The 26,887-nt window shown below is 58.2% G+C and carries 19 protein-coding genes and 1 pseudogene; 8 read left to right on the forward strand and 12 right to left on the reverse strand.

The features are described from left to right. From ACPOL_RS34750 to galA, 7 genes are all read right to left on the reverse strand, one after another. Window positions 1-1,014 (reverse strand): sugar-binding domain-containing protein, encoded by a 1,014-nt coding sequence (locus ACPOL_RS34750; RefSeq protein ID WP_150132995.1) that lies wholly within the window; start codon window positions 1,012-1,014, stop codon window positions 1-3. A 285-nt stretch (window positions 1,015-1,299) separates the two neighbouring features. Beyond that, on the reverse strand, window positions 1,300-2,280 hold the full coding sequence (locus tag ACPOL_RS13365; protein WP_114207499.1) for an NHL repeat-containing protein: 981 nt from the start codon (window positions 2,278-2,280) through the stop codon (window positions 1,300-1,302). Window positions 2,281-2,282: 2 nt separating this feature from the next. Beyond that, window positions 2,283-4,172, reverse strand: a complete 1,890-nt coding sequence (locus ACPOL_RS13370) for a PQQ-binding-like beta-propeller repeat protein (RefSeq protein ID WP_114207500.1) — start codon at window positions 4,170-4,172, stop codon at window positions 2,283-2,285. 85 nt (window positions 4,173-4,257) lie between these two features. Beyond that, complete coding sequence (locus ACPOL_RS13375) at window positions 4,258-7,164, reverse strand: glycoside hydrolase family 2 protein (protein WP_161557335.1); 2,907 nt, start codon at window positions 7,162-7,164, stop codon at window positions 4,258-4,260. A gap of 82 nt (window positions 7,165-7,246) precedes the next feature. Continuing rightward, complete coding sequence (locus ACPOL_RS13380; RefSeq protein ID WP_201759216.1) at window positions 7,247-8,353, reverse strand: serine hydrolase domain-containing protein; 1,107 nt, start codon at window positions 8,351-8,353, stop codon at window positions 7,247-7,249. Window positions 8,354-8,397: 44 nt separating this feature from the next. Beyond that, on the reverse strand, window positions 8,398-10,539 hold the full coding sequence (locus ACPOL_RS13385) for a GH92 family glycosyl hydrolase (RefSeq protein WP_114207503.1): 2,142 nt from the start codon (window positions 10,537-10,539) through the stop codon (window positions 8,398-8,400). Between the two features lie 65 nt (window positions 10,540-10,604). Further along, window positions 10,605-13,229, reverse strand: a complete 2,625-nt coding sequence (galA, locus tag ACPOL_RS13390; protein ID WP_114207504.1) for a beta-galactosidase GalA — start codon at window positions 13,227-13,229, stop codon at window positions 10,605-10,607. A gap of 756 nt (window positions 13,230-13,985) precedes the next feature. Between galA and ACPOL_RS13395 the strand changes: the two genes are divergently transcribed. The 3 genes from ACPOL_RS13395 (at window position 13,986) to ACPOL_RS13405 (ending at window position 18,612) form a co-directional block, all read left to right on the forward strand. Then, a complete protein-coding gene (locus ACPOL_RS13395; protein WP_114207505.1) occupies window positions 13,986-15,002 on the forward strand; it encodes a LacI family DNA-binding transcriptional regulator in 1,017 nt (338 codons plus the stop codon). A gap of 688 nt (window positions 15,003-15,690) precedes the next feature. Then, window positions 15,691-16,260 carry a TIM barrel protein gene (locus tag ACPOL_RS13400; RefSeq protein WP_236657455.1) on the forward strand — a complete coding sequence of 190 codons (570 nt, stop codon included), beginning with the start codon at window positions 15,691-15,693 and terminating at the stop codon, window positions 16,258-16,260. Window positions 16,261-16,305: 45 nt separating this feature from the next. Next, complete coding sequence (locus ACPOL_RS13405; protein ID WP_236657456.1) at window positions 16,306-18,612, forward strand: GH92 family glycosyl hydrolase; 2,307 nt, start codon at window positions 16,306-16,308, stop codon at window positions 18,610-18,612. Here the strand turns inward: ACPOL_RS13405 and ACPOL_RS36240 are convergent. The 3 genes from ACPOL_RS36240 to ACPOL_RS13420 form a co-directional block, all read right to left on the reverse strand. Further along, entirely contained in the window at window positions 18,533-19,102 is a 570-nt protein-coding gene (locus ACPOL_RS36240) for an inorganic diphosphatase (protein ID WP_414633345.1), read from the reverse strand. The two genes, ACPOL_RS13405 and ACPOL_RS36240, sit on opposite strands and share 80 nt — an antisense overlap. A gap of 165 nt (window positions 19,103-19,267) precedes the next feature. Beyond that, a complete protein-coding gene (locus tag ACPOL_RS13415; protein WP_236657458.1) occupies window positions 19,268-19,804 on the reverse strand; it encodes a hypothetical protein in 537 nt (178 codons plus the stop codon). A gap of 153 nt (window positions 19,805-19,957) precedes the next feature. Further along, complete coding sequence (locus ACPOL_RS13420) at window positions 19,958-20,344, reverse strand: hypothetical protein (RefSeq protein WP_114207507.1); 387 nt, start codon at window positions 20,342-20,344, stop codon at window positions 19,958-19,960. Window positions 20,345-20,349: 5 nt separating this feature from the next. Here ACPOL_RS13420 and ACPOL_RS13425 point away from each other — a divergent pair, with 5 nt between their 5' ends. The 5 genes and pseudogenes from ACPOL_RS13425 (at window position 20,350) to ACPOL_RS13450 (ending at window position 25,360) form a co-directional block, all read left to right on the forward strand. Continuing rightward, entirely contained in the window at window positions 20,350-20,625 is a 276-nt protein-coding gene (locus ACPOL_RS13425) for a hypothetical protein (protein WP_114207508.1), read from the forward strand. Beyond that, a pseudogene (locus tag ACPOL_RS13430) lies at window positions 20,573-20,695 on the forward strand (integrase core domain-containing protein); the annotation flags it as partial. The gene ACPOL_RS13425 and the pseudogene ACPOL_RS13430, both read left to right, overlap by 53 nt. Before the next feature lie 565 nt (window positions 20,696-21,260). Further along, window positions 21,261-22,586: a group II intron reverse transcriptase/maturase gene (gene ltrA / locus ACPOL_RS13440; protein ID WP_114207509.1), complete on the forward strand. Its 1,326-nt coding sequence runs from the start codon at window positions 21,261-21,263 to the stop codon at window positions 22,584-22,586. 205 nt (window positions 22,587-22,791) lie between these two features. After that, the gene (locus ACPOL_RS13445) at window positions 22,792-23,820 is read left to right on the forward strand and encodes an IS110 family RNA-guided transposase (protein ID WP_114207510.1); all 1,029 of its coding nucleotides are present in this window, start codon (window positions 22,792-22,794) and stop codon (window positions 23,818-23,820) included. Between the two features lie 431 nt (window positions 23,821-24,251). Continuing rightward, window positions 24,252-25,360, forward strand: a protein-coding gene (locus ACPOL_RS13450; protein ID WP_414633346.1) for an IS3 family transposase whose coding sequence is annotated in 2 segments (ribosomal slippage) — window positions 24,252-24,504 and window positions 24,504-25,360 — 1,110 coding nt in all. Because the reading frame shifts where the segments join, the coding sequence is not laid out codon by codon here. A 222-nt stretch (window positions 25,361-25,582) separates the two neighbouring features. On the opposite strand, the gene ACPOL_RS13455 is transcribed toward ACPOL_RS13450, so the two are convergent. After that, the gene (locus ACPOL_RS13455) at window positions 25,583-25,933 is read right to left on the reverse strand and encodes an IS110 family transposase (protein ID WP_150132996.1); all 351 of its coding nucleotides are present in this window, start codon (window positions 25,931-25,933) and stop codon (window positions 25,583-25,585) included. A gap of 36 nt (window positions 25,934-25,969) precedes the next feature. Further along, a complete protein-coding gene (locus tag ACPOL_RS13460; RefSeq protein ID WP_114207513.1) occupies window positions 25,970-26,878 on the reverse strand; it encodes a helix-turn-helix domain-containing protein in 909 nt (302 codons plus the stop codon). Between the last annotated feature and the right edge of the window lie 9 nt (window positions 26,879-26,887).

Consider the following 26,887-nt stretch of genomic DNA (forward strand, 5'->3'; position numbering starts at 1 on the left):
CTAGCTGCAGACGTCGTGCCGGCTCCGACGCAGCAGAGTAGTTATGAATCTTCGCGGAGACACGGAGAACTCCACGCGATAACTTGGATCCAGGTCCGTTGTGAGAGAGAAATCCCGCACATGAACCTGTGGAGCGCTCCAAAGGGTCACATTGCGAAAGATACCGCTCAGTCGCCACATATCCTGATCTTCCATGTAGCTGCCCGCGCTAAACCGGTACACCTCCACGGCGATCAAGTTCTTTGCACCAGGGGTCACATAGGAGGTTAGATCGAACTCCGCCGGATTGCGGCTGTTCACGCTGTATCCTACCTGCTTGCCGTTCACCCAGAGGAAGAAAGCCGAGTCGACACCATCGAAGGTGACAAAGATACGTCGGCCGTTCCAATTCGCCGGCACATCAAAATCGCGGCGATAACTGCCGACGGCATCGCGCTCCGTGTAGGTGGTGAACTCACGCGGAGGCTCGCCGGTCACCCTGGGCCAGTCCTTTTTGAAAGGATAGGTAAAGTTCGTGTAGATGGGTGTGCCGTAACCCTCCACCTCCATGTTTGAGGGGACCGGAATATCCCGCCAGCTGTTCACATTGAAGCCTGGTTTGTAGAAATCGACGAGACGTTCCTCCGGCCGCGGCGCCCAGTGGAACTTCCAAGGACCGTTCAAACTGCGAGCCCAACTTGAAGCCTTACGATCAGCCGCAAGCGCCTCTGAGCGATCTTTGTACGGCACTAGGGTGGCGTGATAGGGCTCCTTGTGAATACCGACAATCGACTCATTCTCCACCTCGGGCGGTGTTGACGGAACCTGCGCCCGCAGGGTGAGGGTCAGCGCAAAGAGTACAAGGACGGGTAGGAGCCTGTTGTTGTAACGCATCTGCGATGTCTGCTCCCCAAAGCTGTCCGTGAATGGTGACTCCGCCTCCTTGGAGTTCTGAGGGATCGGCTTAGCGAACAGCGTGGTGAGATCTTGGACCCGCGTCGTTCGCTCTTCCATAGCAGAGTATTGTGACTGCACCAGCGCTCCTGTCACCAATGGCGTGCGGCGGAAACGGCGGGCGACTATACAGTGACTCGGCCATTCTCACCAGGGCTACAAAACGTCCTTGTCAACGATCTAATCAATAGATAGTGACAACGTTGTCAATACTGAGGTCAACTTTATTGAAGCCGAAGTTTGCTGTCAATACGCGAACAGGTGGAAGCACAGTGGTGCCTTACGGTGCTGCTTGTTTCGCAACGCGGAGTGAGCGTTTTAAAGAGAGAATAGTTCCAAGTGCTCTCCGGGCTTCAGTCACCCAGCCTAATAAACTGGGCCAAAATGAACGTCTTCCGCCGCCGGGCCGGCGAGGAATTGGAGAGTCGTCGCCGGTCCCAGACTTGCCGGAGGATTCCATGCCTGAAGCACCCAGACAACCTGCTTCGCGGGCGTGACTTCGATGGCCTGCACGGATCCTGGTTCGTTCTCTGGGGTCTTGGTCCATTCATTGATCCAGTTATTGATCACGGTGTTGCCGCTTGGCAGCCGCCACGCCTGCTGCAGGCTGGTGAATGGGTAAGCGGGTGTGTCAGAGGGACGGAAGCTCCAGGGTATGTCTCCGCGGCGCGTGACCTCGCGCACGCCTTCCCGGTCCGTGATGAGAACGTTGCCATTTGGGAGAGGTGTTACGCCCCACGGTACGTCTGCCGGAAAGGACCACAGCTCCTTGCCGTCGTAGTCGTATTCGACAACCTTGTTTGAGTCCATGTGGGCGACCATCAGTGTCCCGCGGTCGGTCAGGCGGGCATGGCGAAACTGCCCATGCGCGCTGTCTGGGTATTTGGTTTGCAGAGTAATCTCGTGCTCGGTCGCATTTGTGACGATGTTGACGACCCGCAACACGGCCGGATCGCCGTTCTGGATGTAAAGAACGCGGTCCCTTCCGATTGGCATGGCCGTATGGACCTCATGGCCTGTAGGAGTGTCATAGTTCCAGACGACCTTCTTGTCGGGAGTGATCTCGGTGACGCCGAACTGGTGGGCGAAGAGAACATTCCCATTGGAAAGCATCACGGCGTCGCTGACTTCGCCCTTGCCTGCAGGGTCGTCGTACGACCATACGACCTTCCCTTGCCGCACTAGAAAAATCCGGCGCTCGTGCGACTCCCCGGCGTATAGGAAGTCGTGTTCCGCCAGCCCCTTGCCGGGCAACGGCGAGGGCGTACGACGACTGCCCTGGGTTTGTGCAACGGACGTGCCCCATGCGACCAACAAGCACGCGAGAAGACGAACTCCTGACGTCATGATCAATCCTCGATCTCTTTGCGTTTGGGCGAAGCGATCGTCGCGGAGCCGGAAACGGGACTGACCCGTCCATCTGCGGCTACACCCACTACCGAATACGACACGGACTCTCCGCGCTCAGGCGCCGGTTCTGTATAGGAGGGCGTGGTAAGTCCCATCGCTACAGTCTTCGCCTTGGGGTCGAGCGTGCTCTGTCTCAGGACACGGTACACAAGCGCACCCTGCACTGGGGCCCAGGTAAGCGTCAAGCGCTTTGTAACGACCGCTGCAGTAACCGCTGACGGCGCAGCAAGCGATGCAGCACCCGCGGGTGGCAGCAGACCATAGACACAGAGCTGACCGGTCCCGATGTTTTCCGAGCCGAAGCTTGCCAGGTATACGCGCCCATTTGCGACGGTGGGCGGAGCCATCTTGGAGTATCTGCCACAGTCGTCCCTGGCTGGAGTCTGCAAGGAGTTCCATAGCTCGTGGCGTATGTTGTCGGCGTCATAGGCATAAACAACACCAGGACGCGACTCATGCCATGAGTCTCCCGTGGCGTGGATTGCCGCCCACAGGATTCCGTCTTTATCGCCATTTGCGGAGAGCGACAGCATGGCACCGGGATGGCCTTCGTTGGGGATGTCTCTCTCGGTCAACGGCGTCGCGGCGACCGTGTTGCCTTCCAGCTTGTAGACCTTGGCCTTGTCTCGTTGGCCCCAGACATAGAGCAGGTTTCCGTTCTTGGCGCTGGTCCAGTACACGAGTGAATGCAGGTGCGAGGCGGTGGCGCGGAAGTGCTGCAACGCATGTTCATCGCCCAGGTGACCCAGGTTGCGGGTGTCCAGCATGTACAGCACTCCCTCTTTACCGCCGCCCAGAACGAGATGTGTTCCCGGAATCAGCGTCGCCCCGGACGAGTCGAGGTCGGTGTCTCCTTTGTCGAGCTCGAAGTGATTCGTCGGCGTGAACCAGTCCAGCAGCTTGAGCTGCGGCGACAATTTCAAGAAACTCTCGCTGAAGTTTGAAACGCCATCCCAGCTTCCATTTCCGGTCACGACAAAGATGTTTCCTTCCGGATCGACTGCTGGCGGCTGGCCGGACTGCCAGATGCTGGCCTCCGATCCGGTGGGCGAGGTGTTGAACACGCCGACCTGCGCCAGCGTCTTCGCGTCATACGCCATCAGGAAGCCGTGATACGGCTCCTTGTCGCAGTGAGAAGCGTAGCCCACGTACACCATGCCGTTGGCCAGCATCAGGCCAGGACGCTGATTCTGCATGAGCGGATCGAAGGCCGAAGCGTTGATGACAGCCGGGCTTCCCGGCACGTCCGCACCGGTCGCCAAGTCCAGCGCGTGCAACCTCTGTGTATAACCTGTCCCCGCTCCCGCAGTCGCGCCTCCGCGGGTGAGCGCGACCACGTAGAGGACTCCGCGTGCTTTGTCGATCACTGGCGTACCGATGATGCCCATGTTTCCGTTGATGTCCAGACACCCAAAGTCGGCGCTGTGTACGTCTGCCGGTGTGCCGAAGTTCACATGCCATAGCGGCGAGGCTGCCTCAGCGTCGTTTGCGTCAAAGGCATACACGCTGTTATTGACGCTTGTGACATAGACAACATCCCTTGTGCCGCCGCCGACCTCTATGCCGGTCGCAACCAGCGGTTGGGTGTACAACTGGTCGTCCACGGCGCGCTTGAACAGCATGCCGAACCCAGTCTGGTTCACACTCCGCGGCGTCAGCGCGGTTTCGTGGAGGTTCGCGCCCGTTCTGGCAACATCGTTGTGCTGTGTGAGTACATCCACCTGCGCAGACGAACAGGCGCATGCCGCTGCCAGGAGGAGACAGAGACGTGCGGGCAGCAAACGGAAAGGCCGCGCCAAGGCATCGCGATGAGGTGCACCAGGAATCATCGGGCAGGAACTCCTTTTTGGGCGTCTGCACTCAAGCATCTGAATGCAGAACACCCGCTACTGTGCTCATTCGAGCAGGTAAACGCTAACGTTTCGGCAACTGTCCGAAGTACAGGCTGATATGGCCCTTGTATTCACCCGTTGCCATGGCGGACTGCCCCATGGGTCCCATGGTTTGCGGCCCGCCAAACTTATTGCCGATAGCCGGGATGGCATTCAGGAATGAAAGTCCGGTGGACGGAAACGGCACGGCGACCTGCCCGAGGAGTTTGGCTGATGCCGTTTTGGGCGCGAAGACCTGCAGGTAGATCGGCGAGTCAGGCTGCTGTTCCACCGCGGCGGTTATCTCCCCCTCAGTGGTGTTGAACTGCACCCAACGCACGCCGGAATAGAAGCCCTTGAACACCGGGTAGTCAAAGTGTTCTCCCGGTTTCAGGTCATCCGGGTCGCCCACCATGGTGTTGTTGTAGGACCTTTGCCAGACATCGAGAGTTCCACCCGCCAGGCGATTCTGGTAGACGGGATCCGGCCCCTGTCCGAAGAACCGCATGCCCTTCACTTCGGCCTCAGGATAGTCGAAGCCGATGCCGAAGTACTCGTGTGGGCCGCTCATGGCGTACACGTAGTCAAGCGAGAGCCAACCGTTGGGCTTCAGACGGTACCGCAGCGTCCTCATGGGGCCGTCGAACGCCGCTGAGATGACCAGATCGTCGCCCTCCATGGCATGCGTGAGAGACACCAGTTTCGAGGGCTCCGCGGTGGATGGTTGCGGCGGAGGCGTAGTTTGTCCGCGCACCGGAACCGGCCGCGGTCTCATGGCAACAACGCGGGGGCCGTTCTTCAGCGAGTACGTGTGTCCCAGCCGCGAGGCGGACACCAGCAGCCCGGTGCTCTTGTCGATCTGCATGGACACATCGCCGGCCTTCGCGGTGAATGCCTCCGGCGTCTCCGTTACTGCGGGCTTTGCTCCGCTGCCGGACTTCGCCGTAGTGTCCGGCGCACTTCCGGCGCTCTCGACGGGCCAGACATAGGTCTGGATTACCCGTCCCGTTGCATCCCGGATGATGAGCCGGGTGGCGTCTGCCTTCGCTTTGCCGCGTCCGGATGCGGAAGCTGGGAGTCCCCATCCATCCCATGCTGCCGATGCGCCGGGCGCCAGCGAGCGGCCATGATCGATACGAGAGGTCAGCACCATGGACCCGGACTGTGCGTCACTGGGACGGCGGAACGCGATGGCCTGCCACTCGTACGTGCATCCGCCCGCATCCAGGAAGCTGTAGCGGTTGGTCACAGTGTAGGCATGCGAGCCGCCGGCGGGAGGCGTGACGATGATGGGTGACCAGAGCTGCTTGATGGTATTGAAGCTGGCCTCGTGCTCACGGTACGGGCCGACGATACCGTCAGGCGCATAGTTGCCTTGAGAGTCGAGGATGCCGCCTTTGTCCACGCGCTTGACGTCTTCATCGACAAGCGCCCACACGAAGCCGCCAGCGCCTGCCTTGCTCTTCAGGATGGCATCCCAATAATCCTGCATGCCAGCTCCCGCACCGCCGTCGTAGAGGCCGTGCAGCATCTCCGTGGGGAACAGGACAGGATCGGCAGCGAGCTTCTGCTGCAGCCCCTGGTACGTGGGATAGTGCTTGGTGTCCGCGATGCCAACGGGAAACTCAGACCAGGGATGCAGGACTAAGCGCGCCTGTGGATCGTACTTCGCGTAGTCGGCGTCAAGGTCGAAGTTGAAACCACCTTCGTTGCCGTTATCCCAGAAGAGGATCGAGGGATGGTTCACGTCATGCTCGACCAGTTCCTTCACCAGCTTCCTGCCGACGCCGGTGTCGTACTTCGCCTGCCAGCCTGTAAGTTCATCCAGCACATAGAGGCCAAGTTCATCGCAGGCGTTCAGGAAGTGACGGTCCGGGGAATAGTGGCTGGAACGGACCGCGTTTCCGTTCAACTCTTTGATCAGGTTGATGTCGTCCCTGGAGATTTTTTCCGAGAGGGTGCGACCGGAATCGGGCCAGAACGAATGGCGATCCACACCTTTCAGGAAGATGCGGTTGCCGTTGACGAACAGGCCGTTACCGGGACGAACCTCGATGGTGCGGAAACCGAATTTCTGGTGCACCGTGTGCACCACGGCGCCGTTTACCTTAAGCCGCACGTCCAGCCGGTATAGATTGGGCGTTTCAGCGGTCCACAGGCGCGGATTGGAGATCGTTCCGGCAAGATGTGCCACGCTGCCAAAGGCGGCGTTCGAAAGGGTGACCGGCTCTCCGACGGGCTTGCCGCCCAGGTCGAACACCTGTGCCTCTACAGTGGCCGTTGCGCCGGACGGTTCCGCAGCGCGCCGGTCGGCGAGCCTGGCATCAACTTCCAGAACGCCTGCCGCGGTGGCGTTGACCGCCAGGTGCTCGATGAACGTCTTTGGCACGGCCTCCAGGTACACCGGACGGAAGATGCCGGCGTAATTCCAGAAGTCGCCACGGCGTTCGGCTCGATTGACAGATGCGTCCGAGGATTCGTCATCGACGTCGACCTGGATCTCGTTCGGCTGACCGGCGGGTTTGAGCAGGCTGGTGATGTCGTAGTGGAAAGCGTAATAGCCGCCCTGGTGGAGCGGACCCGCGGATTGGCCGTTCACCGTGACACGCGTATCGGTCATCACGCCTTCAAAGTTCAGAATGACGGCCTCGTCCCGCCACGTAGCGGGTGTCGTGAAGGTGCGCTTGTACACACCATGGACCTTGGTCCAGCCGCCTACGGGCGTGACTCGGCCGTAGGTATAGATGCCGAAGCCCTGCAGCTCCCAATTGGACGGCACACCGATGGTGGACCAGTGGTTTGCGTGCGGGCCATGGTCGCAGAGGAACTGCCACTTCACCGGATCGTCCTTGCCGAGGCCGGACAGGTACTGAACTTCAGTTTCGACGGCGTGCGCCACTGAAGGCACACACAGCGTCAACATCAGGGCAAAGCGGGCGAGCGAACCCATGAGCATCTCCGAGCAGCGACGAGTACCTAGAACGATTGGCAAGTGCCGGAACCATCAGCACAGTCCAGCGCTTCTGCGCCAGTTACTCTTTCTTCTTTGGGTGAGCGATGAGGTTTGCGATCGTATCCTTCAGCTGCGCTTGTCCGGCAGCATCAACAGCAAGCGGCTTGGACTGAAAGGCGGGCAGAAGATGGTCCCAAATGGCGTTGAGTTCCCCCTGCATGTTGCCGGTATCCGCAGTGATGGCGACAACCGCGTCCTGATCCGGCATGACGACGATAAATTGTCCACCGGCTCCGTCTGCGCGATAGGCATTGTGACGGCAGCGCCAGAACTGAAGGCCATATCCCTCTACCCAGTCGGGGCCGATCTTCGAATGGCTTTCCTCCGCGTTATCGATCTGTTTGGATGTGGCTTGCTCGACCCACTTACGCGGGACTAACTGTTTGCCGTTCCACTTGCCCTTCTGCAGGTAGAGTTGGCCCAGCTTGGCGATGTCCTCCGTGCGAAGGTACAGACCGTAGCCGCCCAGGGAGTTACCCTCAGGGCTGGCGTCCCATCGTGGGGATTCGATGCCCAGCGGGCCGAAAACACGCGGCTTGAGATACTCAAGCGCCGTCTGCCCCGTGACCTTGGTGACGATCGACGAAAGCACATAGGTGCCCATGGTGTTGTACAGGAAGTGGGTACCGGGTTGGAACACGACTGGCTGTGCCACAAATTGCTTTACCGTCGGGCCGCCGTCGCCCTTCGGCTCCACCTCGTGGCCGCCGGACATGGTGAGCAGATCACGCACCGTCATTGCCTGCAGATTGGCCGAAGGGTCCGGGGGAACATCCGCCGGGAAGAACTTCAGTACATGATCGTCCAGCTTCAGCTTGTGATCATGAATGGCGAGTCCCACCGCGGTGGACGTGAAGCTTTTGCTGACCGAATTTAAGACATGAGGAGCATCGGCCGAGTGCGGCTTCCACCAGCCCTCTGCGATCACCTTGCCGTGTCGCAGGACCATGAAGCTGTCAAAGGTATCCACGTTCTTGTCCGCAGCCTGCACAAACTCCAGGATGGCGCTTGATGGGATGCCCTCAGCCTCCGGTGTGCTCCGGGGCAGGCTCTGCGCCTGCATAAGGAGCGTGCATCCCACCAGCGCGCCAACACCCATCCAACTGCGGACTCGATTCATCTTCATGCCATCTCCCATTGCTGTTCTACCTTGTCCAGTTCACTGTGTTGCTACTGCGTTGCGATGACGAGTTCCTTGCCGGCCTCAAGATCGCGGTGCTCGACGAAGTAGCCATCCAGCTTCTTCCCGCCGACCTTAATGCCGGTGATCCGTTCGCCTGCGTTCTTCTTCACGATGGTGAGTGCCTTGCTTTCATTCAGACGGAACGTGGTTGTCTGAAACAGAGGCACGGAAACAATGTACCTCGGATCCGCGGGAGAGTACGGGTACAACCCGATTGCAGTAAACACGTACCATGACGACATCTCTCCGGCATCGTCCATTCCAGACAAGGCTAACCCCTGCTCACCCATGCCATAGAAGCGGCTCATGATGGTGTTCAGGATGGCCTGAGACTTCTCCGGCTTGCCCACGAAGTAATACAGGAAGGGGAAGCTATGGTCGGGCTGGTTTCCCTGGCAGTATTGCCCGATGAACGAGTTGATGTTCTCCGCAATGTAGTTGGGGTTCCAGGGGATGGTGAACAAGGAGTCGAGGTGTTGTTCGAAGTCTGCCTTGCTCTTGTACAGGCCGATCAGACCGTCCGTGTCGTGCGGCGCGAAGAAGGATGATTCCCATGCGTTGGCTTCACGGTACATGTACTCGTAGTACGGGTATTGCGGGTTGAAGTTCTTGATCCACTCGCCATTATCAAGTCGGCCGCGCATCAGACCCGTGGACGGATCGAACATATGCTTGTAGTTTTGTGACCGCTTCATCAGCATGTCGTAGTTCGGTTGGTCGTTCAACTCCTTCGCAAGCAGGGCCACGGAATAATCGTCGTACGAATATTCCAGTGTTTTGGTGACACCTGCTTTGCCCTTGGTCTCCACCACCGGGTTCGCCACGTCCGGATCGGAGATGAACCCCTTCTCCATGTACTCGCCGATGTACGGTCGGGTGCCCCCCTCCACAGTGGCATTGCGGAGCAGCAGGTTGTAAGCGCTGCGGACGTCGTAGCCCCGAAGCCCACGCAGATAGGAGCCTGCAATGAAGGGTGCCGCGTGGTCGCCATGAAAGAACGTTGGAATGAAGCCGGTCTTTTCACCGCGTTCGATGAGAGAGCGGATGACGTCCACCGTCACGTCCGGAGAGATCATGCCAAGCAGGACCAGCTTGTTCCGGTAGTCGTCCCAGAGGGATGGCAGCGTGTAGTACTGGAAGTTCGCCTTGACCACCGCGCCCTTCTCGTCCACGTGATCGCCGTTCACGTCGCTCCGTAAGGCGGGCCACAGGAATGAACGGTACAGGCAGGAGTAGAACAGCTCCTTCTGACGTTCCGTGCCACCGGAAACCTGTATCTTCGACAGGAGTGCCTGCCAGGTGGCGGATGCCTCTGCCTTAACGGTGTCGAAGCTCTTATTGCCAAGTTCCTTCTGAAGATTTTCTTTTGCGTTGTCCGAGCTCACAAACGACAGCCCGATCCTGATCTCCACCGGACCGCTGCCCGCGGCGAAGTCAACGACGGGCAATTGTGCCTTCTCGCCTTTCAGCATCTCGATCTGTTTGATCTTGTAGTTTGACACGGCGTAGAAGTAGACCTTCTCGCTCGCAACCTGAACGCCCTTGAATGCGTTGTCGCCGTCCTGCTCGATCTTCCAGTCGCGGATGCGTTCGTCGGAACGCGCAAGGTTCACGATCAGCTTCTTCGGCTGAGCGTTGTCGTTGTAGGTATAGCGGTGAAAGCCGGTCCTGAGCGTAGAGGTCAGCTCGGCGTTGATGCCGTACCGATCGAGATAGACCTGGTAGTAACCGGGATGCGCCGATTCTTTCGCGTGGCTGAAGGGTGAGCCAAAGTCCTCCGGATTGACGTCGCCGCTGACCGGCAGCATGGGAATGTTGCACAGGTTCCAATGCCCCTTGTTGGTGTGCGCAAAGGCATAGATCACGTTGTTCTCGTACTCGTAACCGGCGCCGCTGCCGAACTTGGTAATGGGACTGAGCTGAAGCATCGCGTTGGGTACGGACGCTCCAGGAAAGACAAGGCCGGCCCACACACGCCATGGCGGTTTGAACCCGATGTCCGCCGGATCGGTCAGCGGGGCGGTCCCAAGAAAAGTGTTGACGTACTCCACGGGCCGCTTCTGGGCGACGACGGCGAGCGCGCTTGAAAGCAGAAGCGGAATCAAAATCAGGAGCTTTGGTATCTTCACGTGTTTTCCCTCCGTGGTGCTCAAACAGTCGTTGCCTGCAAACAGGGCCCGCACGCTCTGACGGCTCAAGCGACTGCCGGCCTGGCCGCGCCCGGCATACTTTGAAATGTCACAATCGACCCGGTTAAACCGTCACAGGAGGCTCGCAGCTCCACGGCTCCTGCCCGCTTTGCCGACTGCACAAAAACCATGCATTGGCCGCTGAATGCGCTTCTCTCCGCGGAGGTTGCCGACGCGGGCCGGTCTGCCTCGCGAGTGCTGGGATCGCCATTACCTACGCCGATGATCCTGCCCGCGCCGGAAAGGAGGAAGCTGACGTTGCTGCAGTGCGTTGGAACCAGGCGCCCCTTTGCGTCCCGCACCTCCACCGCGACGGAGATCACGTCTTCTCCGTCCGCCTGGAAGGAAGTCCGGTTCGGCAGCAGCGCCAGTTGCGCCGGCGCACCGGTCGTCTCCGGCCGTGCGATGAGCACAACTTTGCCGCGCTTCATGCCGCGCGCTTCGATCACGCCGGGCGTATAGACCACACTCCAGTACAGGTGGGAATTACGCTTCGGGGATTGCGCGCCACCGCTAACGCCGTTGACGAAGAGCTCCACGCTGTCCAAGTTGGAGTAACACCGCACATCGATCGCTTGGCCCTCTTTACCCTGCCAGTTCCAATGGGGAAAGAGGTGCAGCACAGAATCCGGACCCCACCACGCCTTGTAATAGAAGTAGATATCCTTTGGAAAGCCGCATATGTCAAGGATGCCGGACTGTGATCCGGTTGCGACATGATCGTACGGTGTGGGCTCGCCGCGGTAATCGAACCCGGCCCAGCTGAAGCCGCCGGCCAGGAATGGCCTCTCGTCGAAGATGGTCCACCACGTTTCGGCGGGAGTTTTGTAGTCCGCACAACCTGATTTGTAGGCAGCCACATAGCCGCGTTTCGGGTCCGTCTCATAGATGCCGCGAACGCTCTTGCCATTCGCCATCTCCGTGCCGATGGTGGGCAGCTTCGGGAACTTGGCGTGGAACTCGTCTATGTCCGCGGCGTCCGGGCGGCCAGCCGGCCGCTTCTCGTCGGGAACACCGCCGTTGAAGTAGTTGAAGCCCTGTACGTCCACAACGTGGGACATGCCCCTACCCCAACTTCCGTTCATGGCGCCGGTGACCGGCCGCGTGGGATCAAGTCCCTTTGTCACGCGCTTCATGGACGCAATGATCCGCGCACCCGTGGGAGTTCCTTGGTAGAAGTATTCCTCGTTGGCGAGGGACCAGAGGATGATGCTGGGATGGTTGCGGTCGCGCTTGACCATGCGCTCCAGTTCGCTGAGGCCCTTTGGTGTGGACGACATGATGCGGGTCTCTGCCATGACCATCATGCCCAGCTGGTCACAAGCATCCAGAACCTCTGCCGCCACGGGGTTGTGCGCGGTACGCCAGCCGTTGGATCCCATCTGCTGCAACAGTGCGACCCGGTCGTAGTGCATGCGGTCCGGCACGCCTATGCCCACACCGGCATGGTCCTGGTGGCTGCATGTGCCCTTGATCTTGACGCTCTTGCCGTTCAGGAAGAAGCCCTTGTCCGGGTCAAAGCGGATGGACCGGATGCCAAAGGTCGTGCCATGTTCGTCCACGGTGTGGCCGCCGCTCTCCACCTGCGTGGCAACCTTGTACAGGTGTGGCTCTTCCACGGACCACAAACTGGCCTCCGTAAGCAGCACCTGGCTTGTGAGCGTTGCCGTTCGCCACGCTGGAAGCTCGAATGGGCGAGCCGGAACTGTTGCCACCAGCACGCCGTCCGCGGTCAGTATCTTCGAGATGAGCCGGCCGTGGGCTGGCGTATCGCTCTCGTTCATCAGCTGCGTTTCCACGAAGACGCGCGCGCCTTTGCCGCGAACCTCACTGCGCACACAGGTGCCCCACTGCGCCACGTGCAGCGGATGAGTCTTTACCAGCCATGTGTGCCGGTAGATGCCGGCTCCCTCGTAGTACCAGCCCTCATTCAGCGTCGCATCCACACGGATGGTGATGACGTTGCTGCCGCCATACTTGACGTAATCTGTCACGTCGAAGCTGAACGGCGCATAGCCGCTGAGATTGCGTCCAATATAGAATCCGTTAAACAACACGATGGAGTCGCGGAACACACCGTCGAACTCAATGGAGATACGTAGCCCCTCGTCCGACGCCGGTATCTCAAACGTGCGCTGGTACCAGCCGATGCTGGTGGAGGGATACTCTCGGCCAAGCGCCTTGCCGCCATGGGCGGCGTGAACAGATCCGTACAGACCCTCGATCGGCTCAAAGGGTAGATCCACTGCCCAGTCATGCGGCACGTCGATCACGGGCCAGGCACTGTCATCGAAGCTGTGCTGCAGCGGACGGTCCTCGGCGTTGTGCAACCAGTTCTGCCCCGCCTTGGCAAAGGTGCCTTCGCGAGTGGGTGCTCCGTAGCGGAAGTCCTTCATGGCCTCATTCGCATCGCCCAGGTGAAAGCGCCAACCAAAGTCCAGGAGCGAACGCTGGCGGGGCGACTGCGAGATACCCGTGGCGGCAACCAGCTGCAGGGAGCCACTGTCTGCCTCAACCGGTTCGCTGCCGGATGTGGGCGTTCCGAAGGCGAGATTGTTCGGACCGATCAAGAAGGTAGAGGCGGCGATACCGGTCTTCATCAGGGTGCGGCGCGTGAACTGCTTATTCATCTCCGGTGTTCCCTCGTACGTGGCTTACGCTACCGTATGCCGGGCGTCTCCGCCCTGCTTGTTATGGTGACAGGGGCCGGCCTCAAGCCTGGCCAGAAGATCGCAGTTCGATGCCTACTGCTTCGACGACGAGCATGCACTGTCCGCCGAACGCGCGGCGGCGATTGTGGAGGCAGGACGATCCGCCTCGTGGGAAGTAAGATCGCCCATTGCCACCTTGGTGATCCTGTCTGGCCCAGAGAATGAGAAGTGGATGGGTCTGAAGTGGTGAGAACCATGCGGCGCTGGGCGGCGCCTATTTCCACCGAGAGGGAGACGGCATCTTCGCCGCTCGCGCAGAAAGCAGCCCGACCCGGGCAGCAGGGCAAAGTTGCGCGGCGCAGCCGATAATCTCGCGGCATGTGGTCGGAACGACCTTGCTCCCTGTCATGTCGCGCGCTTCGATCGGCAACTCGCCATCGCGGGTTGTTCAAACAGAAACGCACCCGATCCGATCATGCCCGCGGAGGGTGTGAGGTTTGCTTTCATCACGCTCCGGCGTGTGAGATTGGTCATCGAACGATACGCCTCCATCAACTATCGAGTTGCAGCCTGCGCGCAGAAGTGCCGCGGCTACCGTATGAGAAAAAATACTTGAAAATGACAACGTTGTCCACCCGGAGGATATCATCATCTCTCACACGGTGAGACACCCAACCGCCCAGTCGTGAGAGACAACCGGTCAGCTATGATTGCGTGCAAAGGTGCAGCTGCTGCATGGATATGACCAAGAGTTCCGGTTCGATCACGTTGGTGGATGTCGCCCGCGAGGCAGGCGTGTCACTCAAGACCGCGTCGCGCGTTCTCAACCGAGAAGTGTCGGTCAGCGGAGACACGCTCGAACGGGTGCAAAGTGCCATGGCTCGCCTTGGCTATCGCCCCAATGAGCTCGCTCGAGGCCTGAAGGCGAAGAAGTCCGCCACGATCGGTATGGTGGTCAAGAACTTGGCTGACCCGTTTGCTGCCAATGTGGTTAAGGCGGTTCAGGACGTTGCTCGCGCCAATGGCTACATCGTTATCCTGGCTAATTCTGGGTGGGATCCCGAGGTCGAACGGTCCGAGGTAGAGAGTTTAATCCGGCACCAAGTTGAAGGTCTTATCATCTCTCCCCTTGGCGGTTCCAAAAGCACCTTTCTGGACATAATCCCTCCGGGCTTCCATGTTGTCACACTCGACCAGCCAATCCGGAAGGCTGCGTTCGATTCAGTGATGATTAACAACCGTCAGAGCGCCAGCGATGCAGTTCAGCATCTCTTGGGGCACGGTTATGACCGGGTCGTTGCGCTTTCGACTCGCCCATGGCTCCACACCTCTATGGAACGGATAGCTGGATACCGGGATGCTATGCGAGAGAGAGGTTTTGAATCTTTGGTTGCGTCTGTAGATCATGAGAGTTTCATCACCAAAGAGTGGCTGGGCGGAGTTCTGAAAGAGCACAAGGCCAATGCACTGATCAGCATGAACTGGGTCTGTACCATTGCAGCCTTGCGCGGACTGAAGCAGAATGGCAAGCGCCCGCTTCGAGACATTGCTTTTATTTCATTTGATGACTTCGAGTTGGCCGATACGATCCAGCCGACGGTATCCGCAGTTCGACAGCCCACTGAGGAGTTCGGTTATGAGGCAGCTCAATTGCTCTTTCAGCGACTCAGGGGTACAAGTCAACAGAGGCGACGTACCATCGCGCTGCCCACCACGTTCATTCCCCGCGAATCCTGCGGGTGCAGGCTCTAAGCGAAAACGACGCACGAAGCCCCGCGGAGAGGGTAGGTTTGGTCGCCAAGTGATAACAATCCGGTTTTTCGCTGTCGTTTAGACACGCTCACCGCATTACTCAGTTTGATTCGCCACAACCAAGTATCCATCGTCCGTCGAAACCATGAAACGACGCGCCTCCGTTCCGTGAATCGGGTACATTCAGCAGCATTCCCGAATTGCGAACAGATTATCGTGACAATTTGACAAAGTTGTCGAGGGTATAAAACCGAACACAAAAAGCCCTAACCCTAGCTGCGTGTAGAGGGGTCTTTGTGACAAAACTCGCTTTTCAGATCGCTCTTACTGGCTTTGTGCTCGCGCTCACCGTTCACGCACAGAACCGGTGGTTACACCACACGCTAAGATCAGGATGACCATCGACCAGACAGCCGCGCTCCTTCCGGCACTATGCATCGAGTTGGCGCGGCCGCAAATCTGGCGAGACCTCGGATGCGGCTAAGGTGCCTTCACTATGGCTCTCGCATGTCTATTAGCTCATGGAAGCACAATTCATGGCGTTGATATGGACCAGCGAACGTGGCGGAAGGTTTCGGAGACGCACGACGGTGTTGCAATACGTACGGTTCTTGTCACGCGCCCAAATATTCGCCTTACCAGATGCGGCTGGGCGCGAAAATCATCTTCTAACCTCGTTTGAAAAAGGGTGGTATGTGCACCGGGCCGGGTTGCACATACCACCCCTTTATCATGCAAACCTGAGCATCAGGAATGCACGATTCCCGACAAACGCCTCACTACGGTCGATTCAAACGTTCAGCTCCAGGCAGCGGTCGATAACCTGAAGCGTGCCTCCGATGTGGCCGAATCAAGCGGCATTAAAATCGTGATTGAGCCGATCGATCTGATCGAGAACCCCACCATCTTCCTTACATCGGTACGCGACGGCTTTGATATCGTGCGAGCTGTCAACCGCTCCAACGTCAAGGTGTTGTACGACTTCTATCACGAGCAACGCGGCGGCGGTAACCTGATCGAGAAGCTGGAACAAAGCATCGAATGGGTCGGCCTGGTACACATCGCAGACGTTCCCGGACGGCATGAGCCGAGCACAGGCGAAATCGACTACACCAACATCTACCGCAGTCTGGGTAAGCTGCACTATGACCGCTTCATCGCCATGGAGTATGCGCCGACATCTGATCCTGTCGCTTCGCTGCGGAAGACCAGGATCGAAGCGCAGCAGGCCATTGCCCAAGGTCGTATCGTCGCCTGACGAAGGGATACTATTGGCTAGATCAAGAGGACGCAAGGCATGAGCATGGCACATCTTCGAAGGATCCTGGCCGTTGTGTTGGGCGTGAGTACCCTCGGCCCTGCAGCGGTCGCTCAACAACGCGGTTCCAAGAGGCCGCTGGATTACGTGAACACGCTGGTAGGCACCGCCCCCCTTGATCAGCAGAAGCTGATTGGCAATGCACCGCCGCCGGGCGAGCAGTTGTACTCAGGGTTCACCAGTCCTGCGGCCACACTTCCGCACAGCTCCACGGAGCTTGGTCCCATCAACGCGAACCTCGACGTCCACTACCTTGCCGGTGTGCGCGCCACGTACTTCTATCCCAACCGTACGATGTATGGCTTCTCCACCGGCGCAGACGGAAGCCCCATACTGATGCCCGTCGTGGGTGACTTCACCGTACCGCCGGAACGCAGTGGTTCTGTCGATGACAAGTCGCGCGAGAAGGCGTCAGCAGGCTACTACAGCGCCTACCTGGACGACTATCGCACCCAGATTGAGATGACGGCTACTACGTGGACCGGCATCTTCCGGATCACCTTTCCAGCCTCAAACAAATCCAACATTCTCCTTGATCTTCGCCGCAGCGGCGGCGCCGTGGAAGTGGTCGGGGACCGTACGCTTCGCGGCCACACCGCGGATGGCAGAAGCTCCTTCGTCGCGGAGTTCTCTCAACCCTTCCAGACCTTCGGCACCTTTAAGCAGAATCCGCCGCGCACGGCGCGCGATCCTCTCATTGGGTTCGATGACGTGAATCCCGGTGACCGGTCCATCACCGGCAACTATGCGGGTGCTTACCTTCGTTTCTCCACCACGGACAAACAGCAGATGCTGGTCAAAATCTCCTCCGGCACAAGTTACGAAGCAGCGGAAGCGCGCCTGAGCACGGAGCAGCCCGGTTGGGAGTTCGACGGCGTACATCATCAGGCCGAAGAAGCGTGGGCAAAAAAACTAAACACCATTGAAGTGAAGGGCGGTACGGAAAAGCAGCGGCAGCTCTTTTACTCCTGCCTGTACCACTCGCTGTACAGTCCGCATCTCCTGGCACGCAAGGGCGAACCGTTCAAGAATGCCCACAACTTCGCGGAGACCGCAACGTATGACCGGTACGGGCCTGTGCCCCTGTGGGACACGGGCCGCAATCAGATTGTGTTACTCACGCTGCTGCTGGAACCGGAAACCAAGACGGACATCCTCCGTTCCGAGCTGGACGATGCGCGCGAACGCGGCTACATGGAAACCTCGTTCCATGGTGACAACGCAGTGTTCATGTACCTTGGCGATTGGGAACGCGGCCTTACGTTCGATTGGTCCGGTGCCTACGAGTTCCTGCGCAAGAACGCCGTGGATCCCAAGGGACCGCGGGGATACTTGGCAGAGTACATGCAGCAGGGCTGGATCTCGGACATCGTTCCCGCCGGCAATCCCAGTCCGCCCTACGCGGGGGGCAAAGCCGGTGCTGCCACCACACTGGCATACAGTTGGGATGACTACGCGCTTGCGCTGTACGCGAAGAAGCTGGGCAAGACAGACGACTACACCATGTTTCTTCTGCGCGCGCATAACTACAGGAACGTCTTCGATCCTTCCGTGGGCTTTATCCGCGGCCGCACACAGGACGGCGCGTGGATCTCCCCGTTTGACCCGCGCGAGCCGTACTACAACTTCATGATGAAGGAAGCCTCGGGATGGTCCACGCTCTGGCTTGTGCCACACGATGTGCATGGGCTTGAGAATCTTCTGGGTGGCCGCGAAAGGTTCGCCGCCAAGCTGGATGAGTTCTTCTCCACGCCTTATACGGCAAAGGGCATCTGCAGGGATTGCACGGGCGTCATCGGCCAGTATGTACACGGCAACCAGCCCGACCAGCAGGCGGCGTATTACTACGACTGGGCGGGCCAACCCTGGAAGACACAGGAGCTCACGCGCAGGATACTCGCAGAGATGTACGGCAGCGGCCAATACGGCCTGGCGTTCCCGGGCATGGACGACCAGGGCTCGACGTCATCCTGGTATGTGATGAGCGCCCTGGGCTTTTATCCCGTGGACCCCTCCAGCCCGAACTACATTCTGGGCAGCCCCATCTTCGACGAGGCCACAGTTCACATGGGCAACGGCCACGACTTCAAAGTGGTTGCGAAGAACAACTCCGCCCGGAACCAGTACATTCAATCTGCAACATTGAACGGCAAGGCATGGAACAAGACCTGGTTCAGCCACGCCGACATTGCGAACGGCAGTGTGCTGGTTCTTACCATGGGACCACAACCGAACCGGCAGTGGGGAAGCGCTCCGGAAGCTGCTCCGCCGTCCATGTCGTCCAGTCGCTGACGAACCCAGGTCGGCTGTGGCGTCCTATACGATCTGAGAGAATTCGCAGCGGTGTCTTGGCTGACGTCCGTTGCCTGACTTGATGTTGATCTGCGGACATTGGAGATCTTTGGCAATGCGGCAGTGTGCGGTGACTCGTGTCGCAAACTCTTCGGTCTGACCGGGAATGGCAAAGCTGGCCATCGTTGTACATGTGATTGGCTTGGGCGATGGCGACTCGCCGGTAATTGCGAACGCGCTTTTTGCCGTCGATCTGCTCGCCCTCGACGATGCCGCCGAGACGGGCCGGAACGGCAAGACCTGGGAAGGCGGGCTCATCCATCAGAAGGAGAACATCGATCGGGTCACCGTCGGGCGCTAGAGTTTGTGGCAGGAAGCCAAAGTCGTAAGGGAAGCACATACCCGCAGCAGCACCTCGGTCAACGAAAACACTTTCTGATCCGGGTCGGAGCCGTATTGAGTTTATCGATGTTCGACGCCACACCTGCATCACCAGTCTCGCCCTGTCAGACAGCGGCGAGACCACCAGCCGTTGCGGAGGCCCGTCGGGAAGCGAACTTCCGTCTGTAGTACGCCGTGGTCAGAATGATGGCGGGCACCCCGATCGCCGCCGGCCAGAGCCACAGGATGATGCCGGCGTGACGGAAGATATGGCTCAGAGTGACGGTCGAAAAGCCGTCCAGGCTGCAACGTAGCTGCCGATGAACTTCGCCAGGTGCGAGTACCACCAAAACATCTTTTCGATCGGTTTCCAAAGAAAGAGCCACATGTCGCTGGCGGTTCCACGCATCCCGAAACTCCCAAGGACGATGGCCACCACCTGCATGCGTTGTACGGCTGAAGGGCGAAACCATCCCATGGCGACGAGCGAGGCGGATGCGATGAAGGCAATGCAGGCTGTTAACCAGTCCACCGGTTGTGCCGAGCCGCCGCGGACTAAGTCCTTCAGCTTCAAAACGCGGTATCCAGAGAAGGCGAGATAAGCGCTGATCATTGAGACGAGTGCCAGAAAAAGCACGGGACGAAGGAACGCCATAGGCAGAGCGGTACACGAGACCAGCCCCATCGCATAGAGATAGACCAAACCCCAGCGCCGGTGCTGTTTTCCGCCCTTTGCTGTTGCCAGAGCTACCGGCGCAAGCACAAACGATACCATGCCGGCGGTGACATGAACGACGAGAAACACTTTCATTCAGAGTGGGTCAGGGTGCATTGTGCGGCTCCTTTGTCTTCTGACAGATCATGACGTGCTACACACACGAAGACCATTGGCAGGTATCAACTCCGAAAGATGACAGGTGTCACCTCTCACTCATGATGGCCTGCGGTTTCGGCCAGCAATCGCCTACGAGATGATAGAAATGTCGAAGGTTAGTCGGAGAGCATGGACCGGAACAGAATGAATCTCGTTTTCAACGCTCCCGGTATGCTCCGCGACGAGACGCGCCTGCTGCGCTAGGGTTCGCTGCTGTACTCCGTCTTCTGGTTCGCGGAGCCCCTTCAGCGTCGGTCTCTTGCGGTATGGGTCATCTTCCTGGTCTTCTATGCAATCTTTCTGACCCGGCATTTGCGCGTACTGCGTGGAAGTAGACAGGGACAGCGCATCTGGCTGTTCGTTCTGTTTCTGCTGGGCTACCTTTACTATCCCTTCAATCCAAACGCCGGCGGCGAGTTCGTCTTCGCTGTCGTCGTAAGCAGCTTCTTCCTTCGCCAGGAAGCACGCTGTCTGCATTTCGAATGTTCGCCGGTATCCTGGTCGCTCAAGCAGCGGGACTTTGTCTTGAAACCTGGTGGCTGCACCTGCCATGGTCAGTTGCTCAATCCGTGGTGTTCTTCATGATGGTCATCGGCATCAGCAACTTCACGTTCGCCCGGCAGGTCTTCATCAGCAACCAGCTGCGGAAGGCCAACCAAGAGATCGAACGCCTCACCCAAAAAGCCGAACGCGAACGCATCGCACGAGATCTTCTACTCGATGAAAGAGGTGCAGGTCTTGGCCGAACGTTGGCGTAGGCACTACAACACCATCCGTCCACACGCTTCCCTTGGCTATCGATCGCCTGCTCCAGAGACGTGGTACCCAGAGATCAAGACAGGGCATGGACAAGTGGAAAGCAAGCTACGCTTCCCACTATTGGAATGGTCCGCGTGGGACGTGGTAGGGTTCTCGTCCACAGTCGATGCACGTCCCCCCGGGAGCTGGTTCGTTCCGCCCGGTAGCAATCGGAGCAGCGGCAGAGGTAACGAAGCTGCTGAAGCCTCCGGTGGAAGAGGGTCGTAAAGGCGACTCTGCAAGCGTGCAGGCCGTAACGTGAGTGAACGCTGAGCAAGCCTCGAAATCCATGATGCAGGAGCCGACCCGCCGCGGACTTGGGGAAGGCCGATGAGGGGGAAGAGTATGAGCGAACAGCTTCCTTCAACCTGCCGGGGTAGTGGCGACGGCATGTAAGCAAAGGGGACTGAAGGCAACACGGGAAGCCCCAGCGGTGATTGTGGTTGGATCAACTGGCAGCTCGCGAGAGACAGGCCGGGCCGTTTGGGGTGGCGGAGAGGCCTGTAGTACCGATGAAGCCGGGTAATGCCGGTGGAGGGAAGAGGCCTCAGTTGAAGGCGAACGTAATAAACGACGAGGGACAACGGGATTGGTGATGAACCTAACAACCCTGATAAGCGTTCAGAAGTTGCAGATGGCGTTACACGCAAAAGCGAAGGAATCGCCCTACTTTCGTTTCCACGCGTTGTACGACAAGGTGTACCGCGCGGATGTTCTGGTGTATGCCTACAAACGCTGCAAAGCCAATGGCGGGGCAGCGGGAGTGGACAATCAGACATTTGAGGACATCGAGCAGTACGGTGTGGAGCGGAGGTTAGACGAACTGGCGCAAGAACTGAAAAGTCGAACGTATCAACCGCAGCCTGTGCGGCGGGTATACCTACCCAAGCCGGATGGGAAGCAGAGGCCGTTAGGGATACCAACAATCTGGGATCGGGTTGTGCAGACGGCGGCAATGTTGGTGCTCGATCCAATCTTCGAGGCCGACTTGCAACCTGAGCAGTATGCCTATCGGGCAGACCGCAGCGCATTGGACGCAGTGCGGCATGTCCACAAGCTGATCAACACTGGCCATAGAAGGATTGTAGATGCGGATCTCAGCAGCTACTTCGATAGCATTCCACATGCCGATCTTATGAGGTCGGTCGCTCGAAGGATCGTCGACGGAGCGATGTTGCATCTGATCAAGATGTGGCTGGAAGCTCCGGTTGAGGAAACCGATGAACGCGGGAATAAACGTCGGAGCCTGCGCAATCGGGACGAAGGTCGGGGCACTCCACAAGGAGCTCCGATCAGCCCGTTGCTCAGCAATCTGTATATGCGCCGGTTTGTGCTCGGGTGGAAGGAACTTGGGCATGAGGCGCGTTGGGAAGCGTATATCGTGAACTACGCCGATGATCTTGTCATCTGCTGTCGGATGGGGGCGGAACAAGCTCTAGCCACAATGCGGAAGATGATGTCGAAGCTGAAGTTGACGGTGAACGACTCGAAGACGCGGGTCTGCTCTGTGCCGGAAGAGAAGTTTGATTTTCTTGGATACACGTTTGGTCAATGCTACAGCCCCAAAACTGGACGGGCCTATCTTGGCACCGTTCCAGCGCGAAAGCGGGTGCAACGCATCTGCCGGGAGATACGCGAAATGACCGGACGGAGTACAACCTCGTTGGATCCAGCGACAATAGTGACGAAGCTCAATCGCACAATGTGCGGATGGGCGAACTACTTTTGTCTTGGGCCGGTCAGTACAGCCTATCGTGCTGTAGATGGTTACGCGACGATGAGGCTGCGTCTGTGGTTGCGAACGAAACATAAGGCCTCTGGACGTGCAAACGGGATGTTTCCGGATACATATCTTCATGGAGCCTTGGGTCTCGTTCGTCTGGACAAACGGACACGCAACTTTCCGTGGGCGAAAGCGTGAGTCTTCTCCGAGAGCCGGATGCGGGAGATCCGCCTGTCCGGTTCGATGAGCGGGATGTGGAAACGGAGCAAGGTGAACCTAGTGAGGCACCGGCAGACGAAAGAGCCGGAAACAGATAGGGATCACCTAAACCACCGCGCCACATCTCGACTCTACCGCCTGAACCAACCCGGACGGATTATCTTAGCTGGCAGGAGGCTTCACCATGGAGATTTCAACGATCGGCATTGATCTGAGCAAGACCACCTTTCACCTGATTGGATTGAGCCCACGTGATGAGATTGTGCTTCGTAAGAAGCTTTCGCGGAAGCAGCTGCTGATCTTCACCGCAAGTCGTACGCCTTTGTTGATCGGCATGGAAGCGTGCGCTGGAGCCCATTACCTCGCACGTGCCTTGAGGGATCAGGGGCACGATGCACGATTGATGCCAGCGCAGTACGTGAAGCCGTACGTCAAGACGAACAAGAACGACTACCTGGACGCGGAAGCGATTGCAGAAGCTGTGCAGCGACCGACGATGCGCTTCGTGCCGATCAAGACCGACGAACAGTTGGATCTGCAGGCGCTGCACCGCGTACGCGACCGCTGGGTGGCAAGACGAACGGCCGTGATGAATCAGATCCGCGGGTTTCTGCTGGAACGTGGAATCGCTATCCGGAAAGGACCTTCTTACCTGGTGAGCCAGCTGCAGGTCATCTTCAGCGATGGCGATTCTTTGTTTTCCGGACGACTGCTGCACCTGATTCGCGAGTTGAAGCATGAGTGGGACGAGCTCGAACGCAAGATCGAAGAAGCTAGTGCCGAGCTTGCCCGCATTGCCAAGCAGGACGACGGATGCTATCGCTTGATGGAGGTTCCGGGCTTCGGACCGATCGTTTCGACAGCACTGGTTGCGGCTATCGGCAACGGCATCAGCTTCAGAAAAGGGCGAGACCTGGCAGCCTGGTTAGGGCTTGTTCCCCGACAACACTCGACAGGCGGCAAGACCAGACTGCTCGGCATCAGCAAGTTGGGCAACGAGTACCTCCGACGCATGATGCTTCACGGCGCCCGATCCGTGGTGATGCAGATGGAACGAAAGCCTTCGGCTCTCGGCGAGTGGCTGACCAGCCTTTCGGCAAGACGCCATCGCAACATAACGGTCGTCGCTTTGGCCAACAAGATGGCTCGAATCGCGTGGGCCATCCTGAGCAAAGGCACACACTACAGCGCACCTGCCTTCGTGGCGGCCTGAACCGAGGCATGGAAAAGACGCCCAAAATACGGGCTTGGAAATCGCTTCGCGATTCCACACTTTTCCACCCCTCCGACGACGATGAATAAGGCTTTCTCCTCAAGTTTGCGAGACAAATCGATGTGTGAGTGAACGGTCACAACCGGCGTTGCTCAAGCCTGTGTGGGAATGAGAACCCTTTGGAGTTCGACCCACTTTGTAGGACAGCGACGCGCGGACTCCATTATGGCCAGGAGCGGAAGCTCCACAAACAGGCCGGATACATTTGCGCAGACCCTAATCACTCGCCACAAAGATTTAGCTTGCAATCCGACGGCGGACCATACATATTCCCACACCCTCGACGGCGGCGAGATAAGTATGATCGGCCCCGGCAATTTTGTACCGGTTGAAATGTTAGTCTTCGGCAAAATCTGAGAGGAGATTTTGCCGTGAAGAAGAAGCGTTTTTCTGTGGAGCAGATTGTGGCGGTGCTGAAGCAGGCGGAGCTTGGTGTGCCGGTCGCGGAGGTGATCCGGAAGGTTGGCATCAGCGAGCAGACCTTTTATCGATGGAAGAAGCAGTACGTTGGTATGGAGACAGATCAGGCCCGTCAGCTGAAACAGCTTCAGGAGGAAAACAGCCGGCTGAAGCAGCTGGTTGCCGACCTGAGCCTGGATAAGACGATGTTGCAGGATGTGCTCAGAAAAAAGTTCTAAGGCCCTCGGGTCGCCGTCCGATGGTCGATCATTTGCGCGATCAGTATCGGTCGAGCGAACGGCATGCCTGCCAGGTTCTTCTTGTGGGGCGAGGCACGTATCGCTACCAGAGCCACCAGGAACCATGGACGGAGTTGCGGATGCGTATCCGCGAGATCGCACAGGGCAGGGTGCGCTACGGATATCGCAAGATCCGTGTGCTGTTGAACCGCGAGGGTTGGAACGTGGGCAAGTACCTGGTGTATCGGCTATACAAGGAAGAAGGCCTGGCCTTAAAGAAACGGCCAAAACGAAAGCGAAAAGCGATGCGGCATCGCGAAGAGCGCTTCATCGCAAGCGCCCCGAACCAAGCGTGGAGCATCGACTTCGTTGCGGATCAGCTCCAGGATGGAACCCGCTTCCGAGCGTTGACGATGCTGGACGTCTACACACGAGAAAGTGTTGCTATCGAAGTGGGCCAGCGCCTGAAAGGAGATGATGTGGTCCGAGTGCTCAATCGAATGAAACAACAGCGTGGAGTGCCGAAGGTGCTGTTCTGTGACAGCGGAAGCGAGTTCACCAGCCAAGCGATGGACCTCTGGGCTTATCAGAACGGAATGAAGATCGACTTCTCGCGTCCTGGCAAGCCGACCGACAATGCCTTCGTGGAATCGTTCAATGGAACCTTCCGCGGCGAGTGCTTGAATGCACACTGGTTCGGGACACTGGCCGAAGCAAAACGGCTGATCGAGGCTTGGCGCCAGGAATATAATGAGAGTCGTCTTCACCGATCTCTCAGTGACCGGACGCCGACCGAGTTCGCCACTGAGTACGCGGCTAGCCGCGTACTCAGTACAACTTAAACCAGCCGAAGACTAACGCTAGGCTCGGTACAAGAAAACTGGTCCGATCAGTACAAAACTCGCTGCGCTAAACTAACAAGCTAACTGGTGCAAAAGATCGGGCAGACCATCTCCTTACGCATGGATGAATTCTTGATAGGCCGCGAGCCATCGAGAGAGGATGTTCACAATGAAACGGAAATCATAACGACATGAGCGTGAGACGGCTCATTCGAAGAGAATCTACTGCCTAATATAGTTATAGAGATCAAGAACGGAAGAAAAGAGGCATGAGCCTACGCTTTTGGTTTGACACTGAGGGTCGTTCTTCTTCTTGGCGGCCGCGATCGCCCGCAGCATCAGTGGATGCGCCACCTTCACAGCTGCCGCATGGGGCAGCAGGTGATTGCAGATCCACCCTGTGAACATCGGCGCTTCCATCGCCACGGTCCACGGTGCCGGCAAAGTCTTCATCCACTGGTCGAGATGAATCCGGGTCGCCGGAACGGTGCCTTCAGAAAGCACCTTGTCGCTTACCTCCTTCACGCAATGGCTGATCGTCTTCTTGTGGATGTCCAACCCGATGAAGTGCATACTGATCACGAGGAGTCTGGGTGCGAATGCTGAGAGCTATGCCTCACCATCAGAATCTCGGTGCGACGCTCGGAATTCGGAGGGGCTGATTCCGTACTTCGAGGCGAATGTGCTGGTGAGATGTGCATGGCTAGAAAATCCCACTTCGGCAGCGATCGTCGCGATGGTATCGTTGCTGCCCAATAATTCCGCTCGTGTACGTCGGAGACGCTGCTCGATGATGTACTGAGCTGGGGTGGACCCGAACGCATGGCGGAACGCCTCCAACAGCTCATGCGAGGTCATGCCGACCAGATCGGCCAACTGCGCGAGCATGATCGGTTGTTGAAGATGATCGGCGATGAACCCGCTGGCAAGTCTTGTTTGTTTAGCACTGAACTGAGTGCGGGGGATCCGCTGGCGAACCCTATTGTGTTTCCCCGGGTAAGTCGTGAAAAAATGAAGCAAAAGCGTATGACTGAGACTTACAGATGCCAAGGCAGAGAGGTCATCTGCATGTTGGGTCAATTCCGCTAACCGTATCGTCGCGCGATGCAAGAATGCGTCGCTGTAGCCAATTTGATGTCTGATCGGTGCGATATCGATATCCCGCTGAATCAACCCTGACAATATCGTCTGGTCAAACTCAAATTCCGCGTACCGGATGGTGCCGCCTAACGCTTCGCTTTGGTATTCATGGCCGGCCGGAATGATCCAGATGTCTCCATCGAGCGGCCGTCCCGGTGAAAGCCCTTTTCCATTCAGCTCGGTCTCAATCTTTCGAATGGGGCCACCCAGATGCACGATGACTGTGTGCTTTTCTCTCTTGATAGACCAGCGGGTCCGTTGAGAGATGTTCTCGACTGTCCATGAGAATTTCACTCCGGGCAGTTCGGATTTCGAAAGAGGTTTTGGTTCCCCGATCGAGACGTCCGGCCATACGGAAGAGCGAGGATCAAAGACCATGAGAGACAC

The sequence above is a fragment of the Acidisarcina polymorpha genome, from assembly GCF_003330725.1.
Classification (GTDB): domain Bacteria; phylum Acidobacteriota; class Terriglobia; order Terriglobales; family Acidobacteriaceae; genus Acidisarcina; species Acidisarcina polymorpha.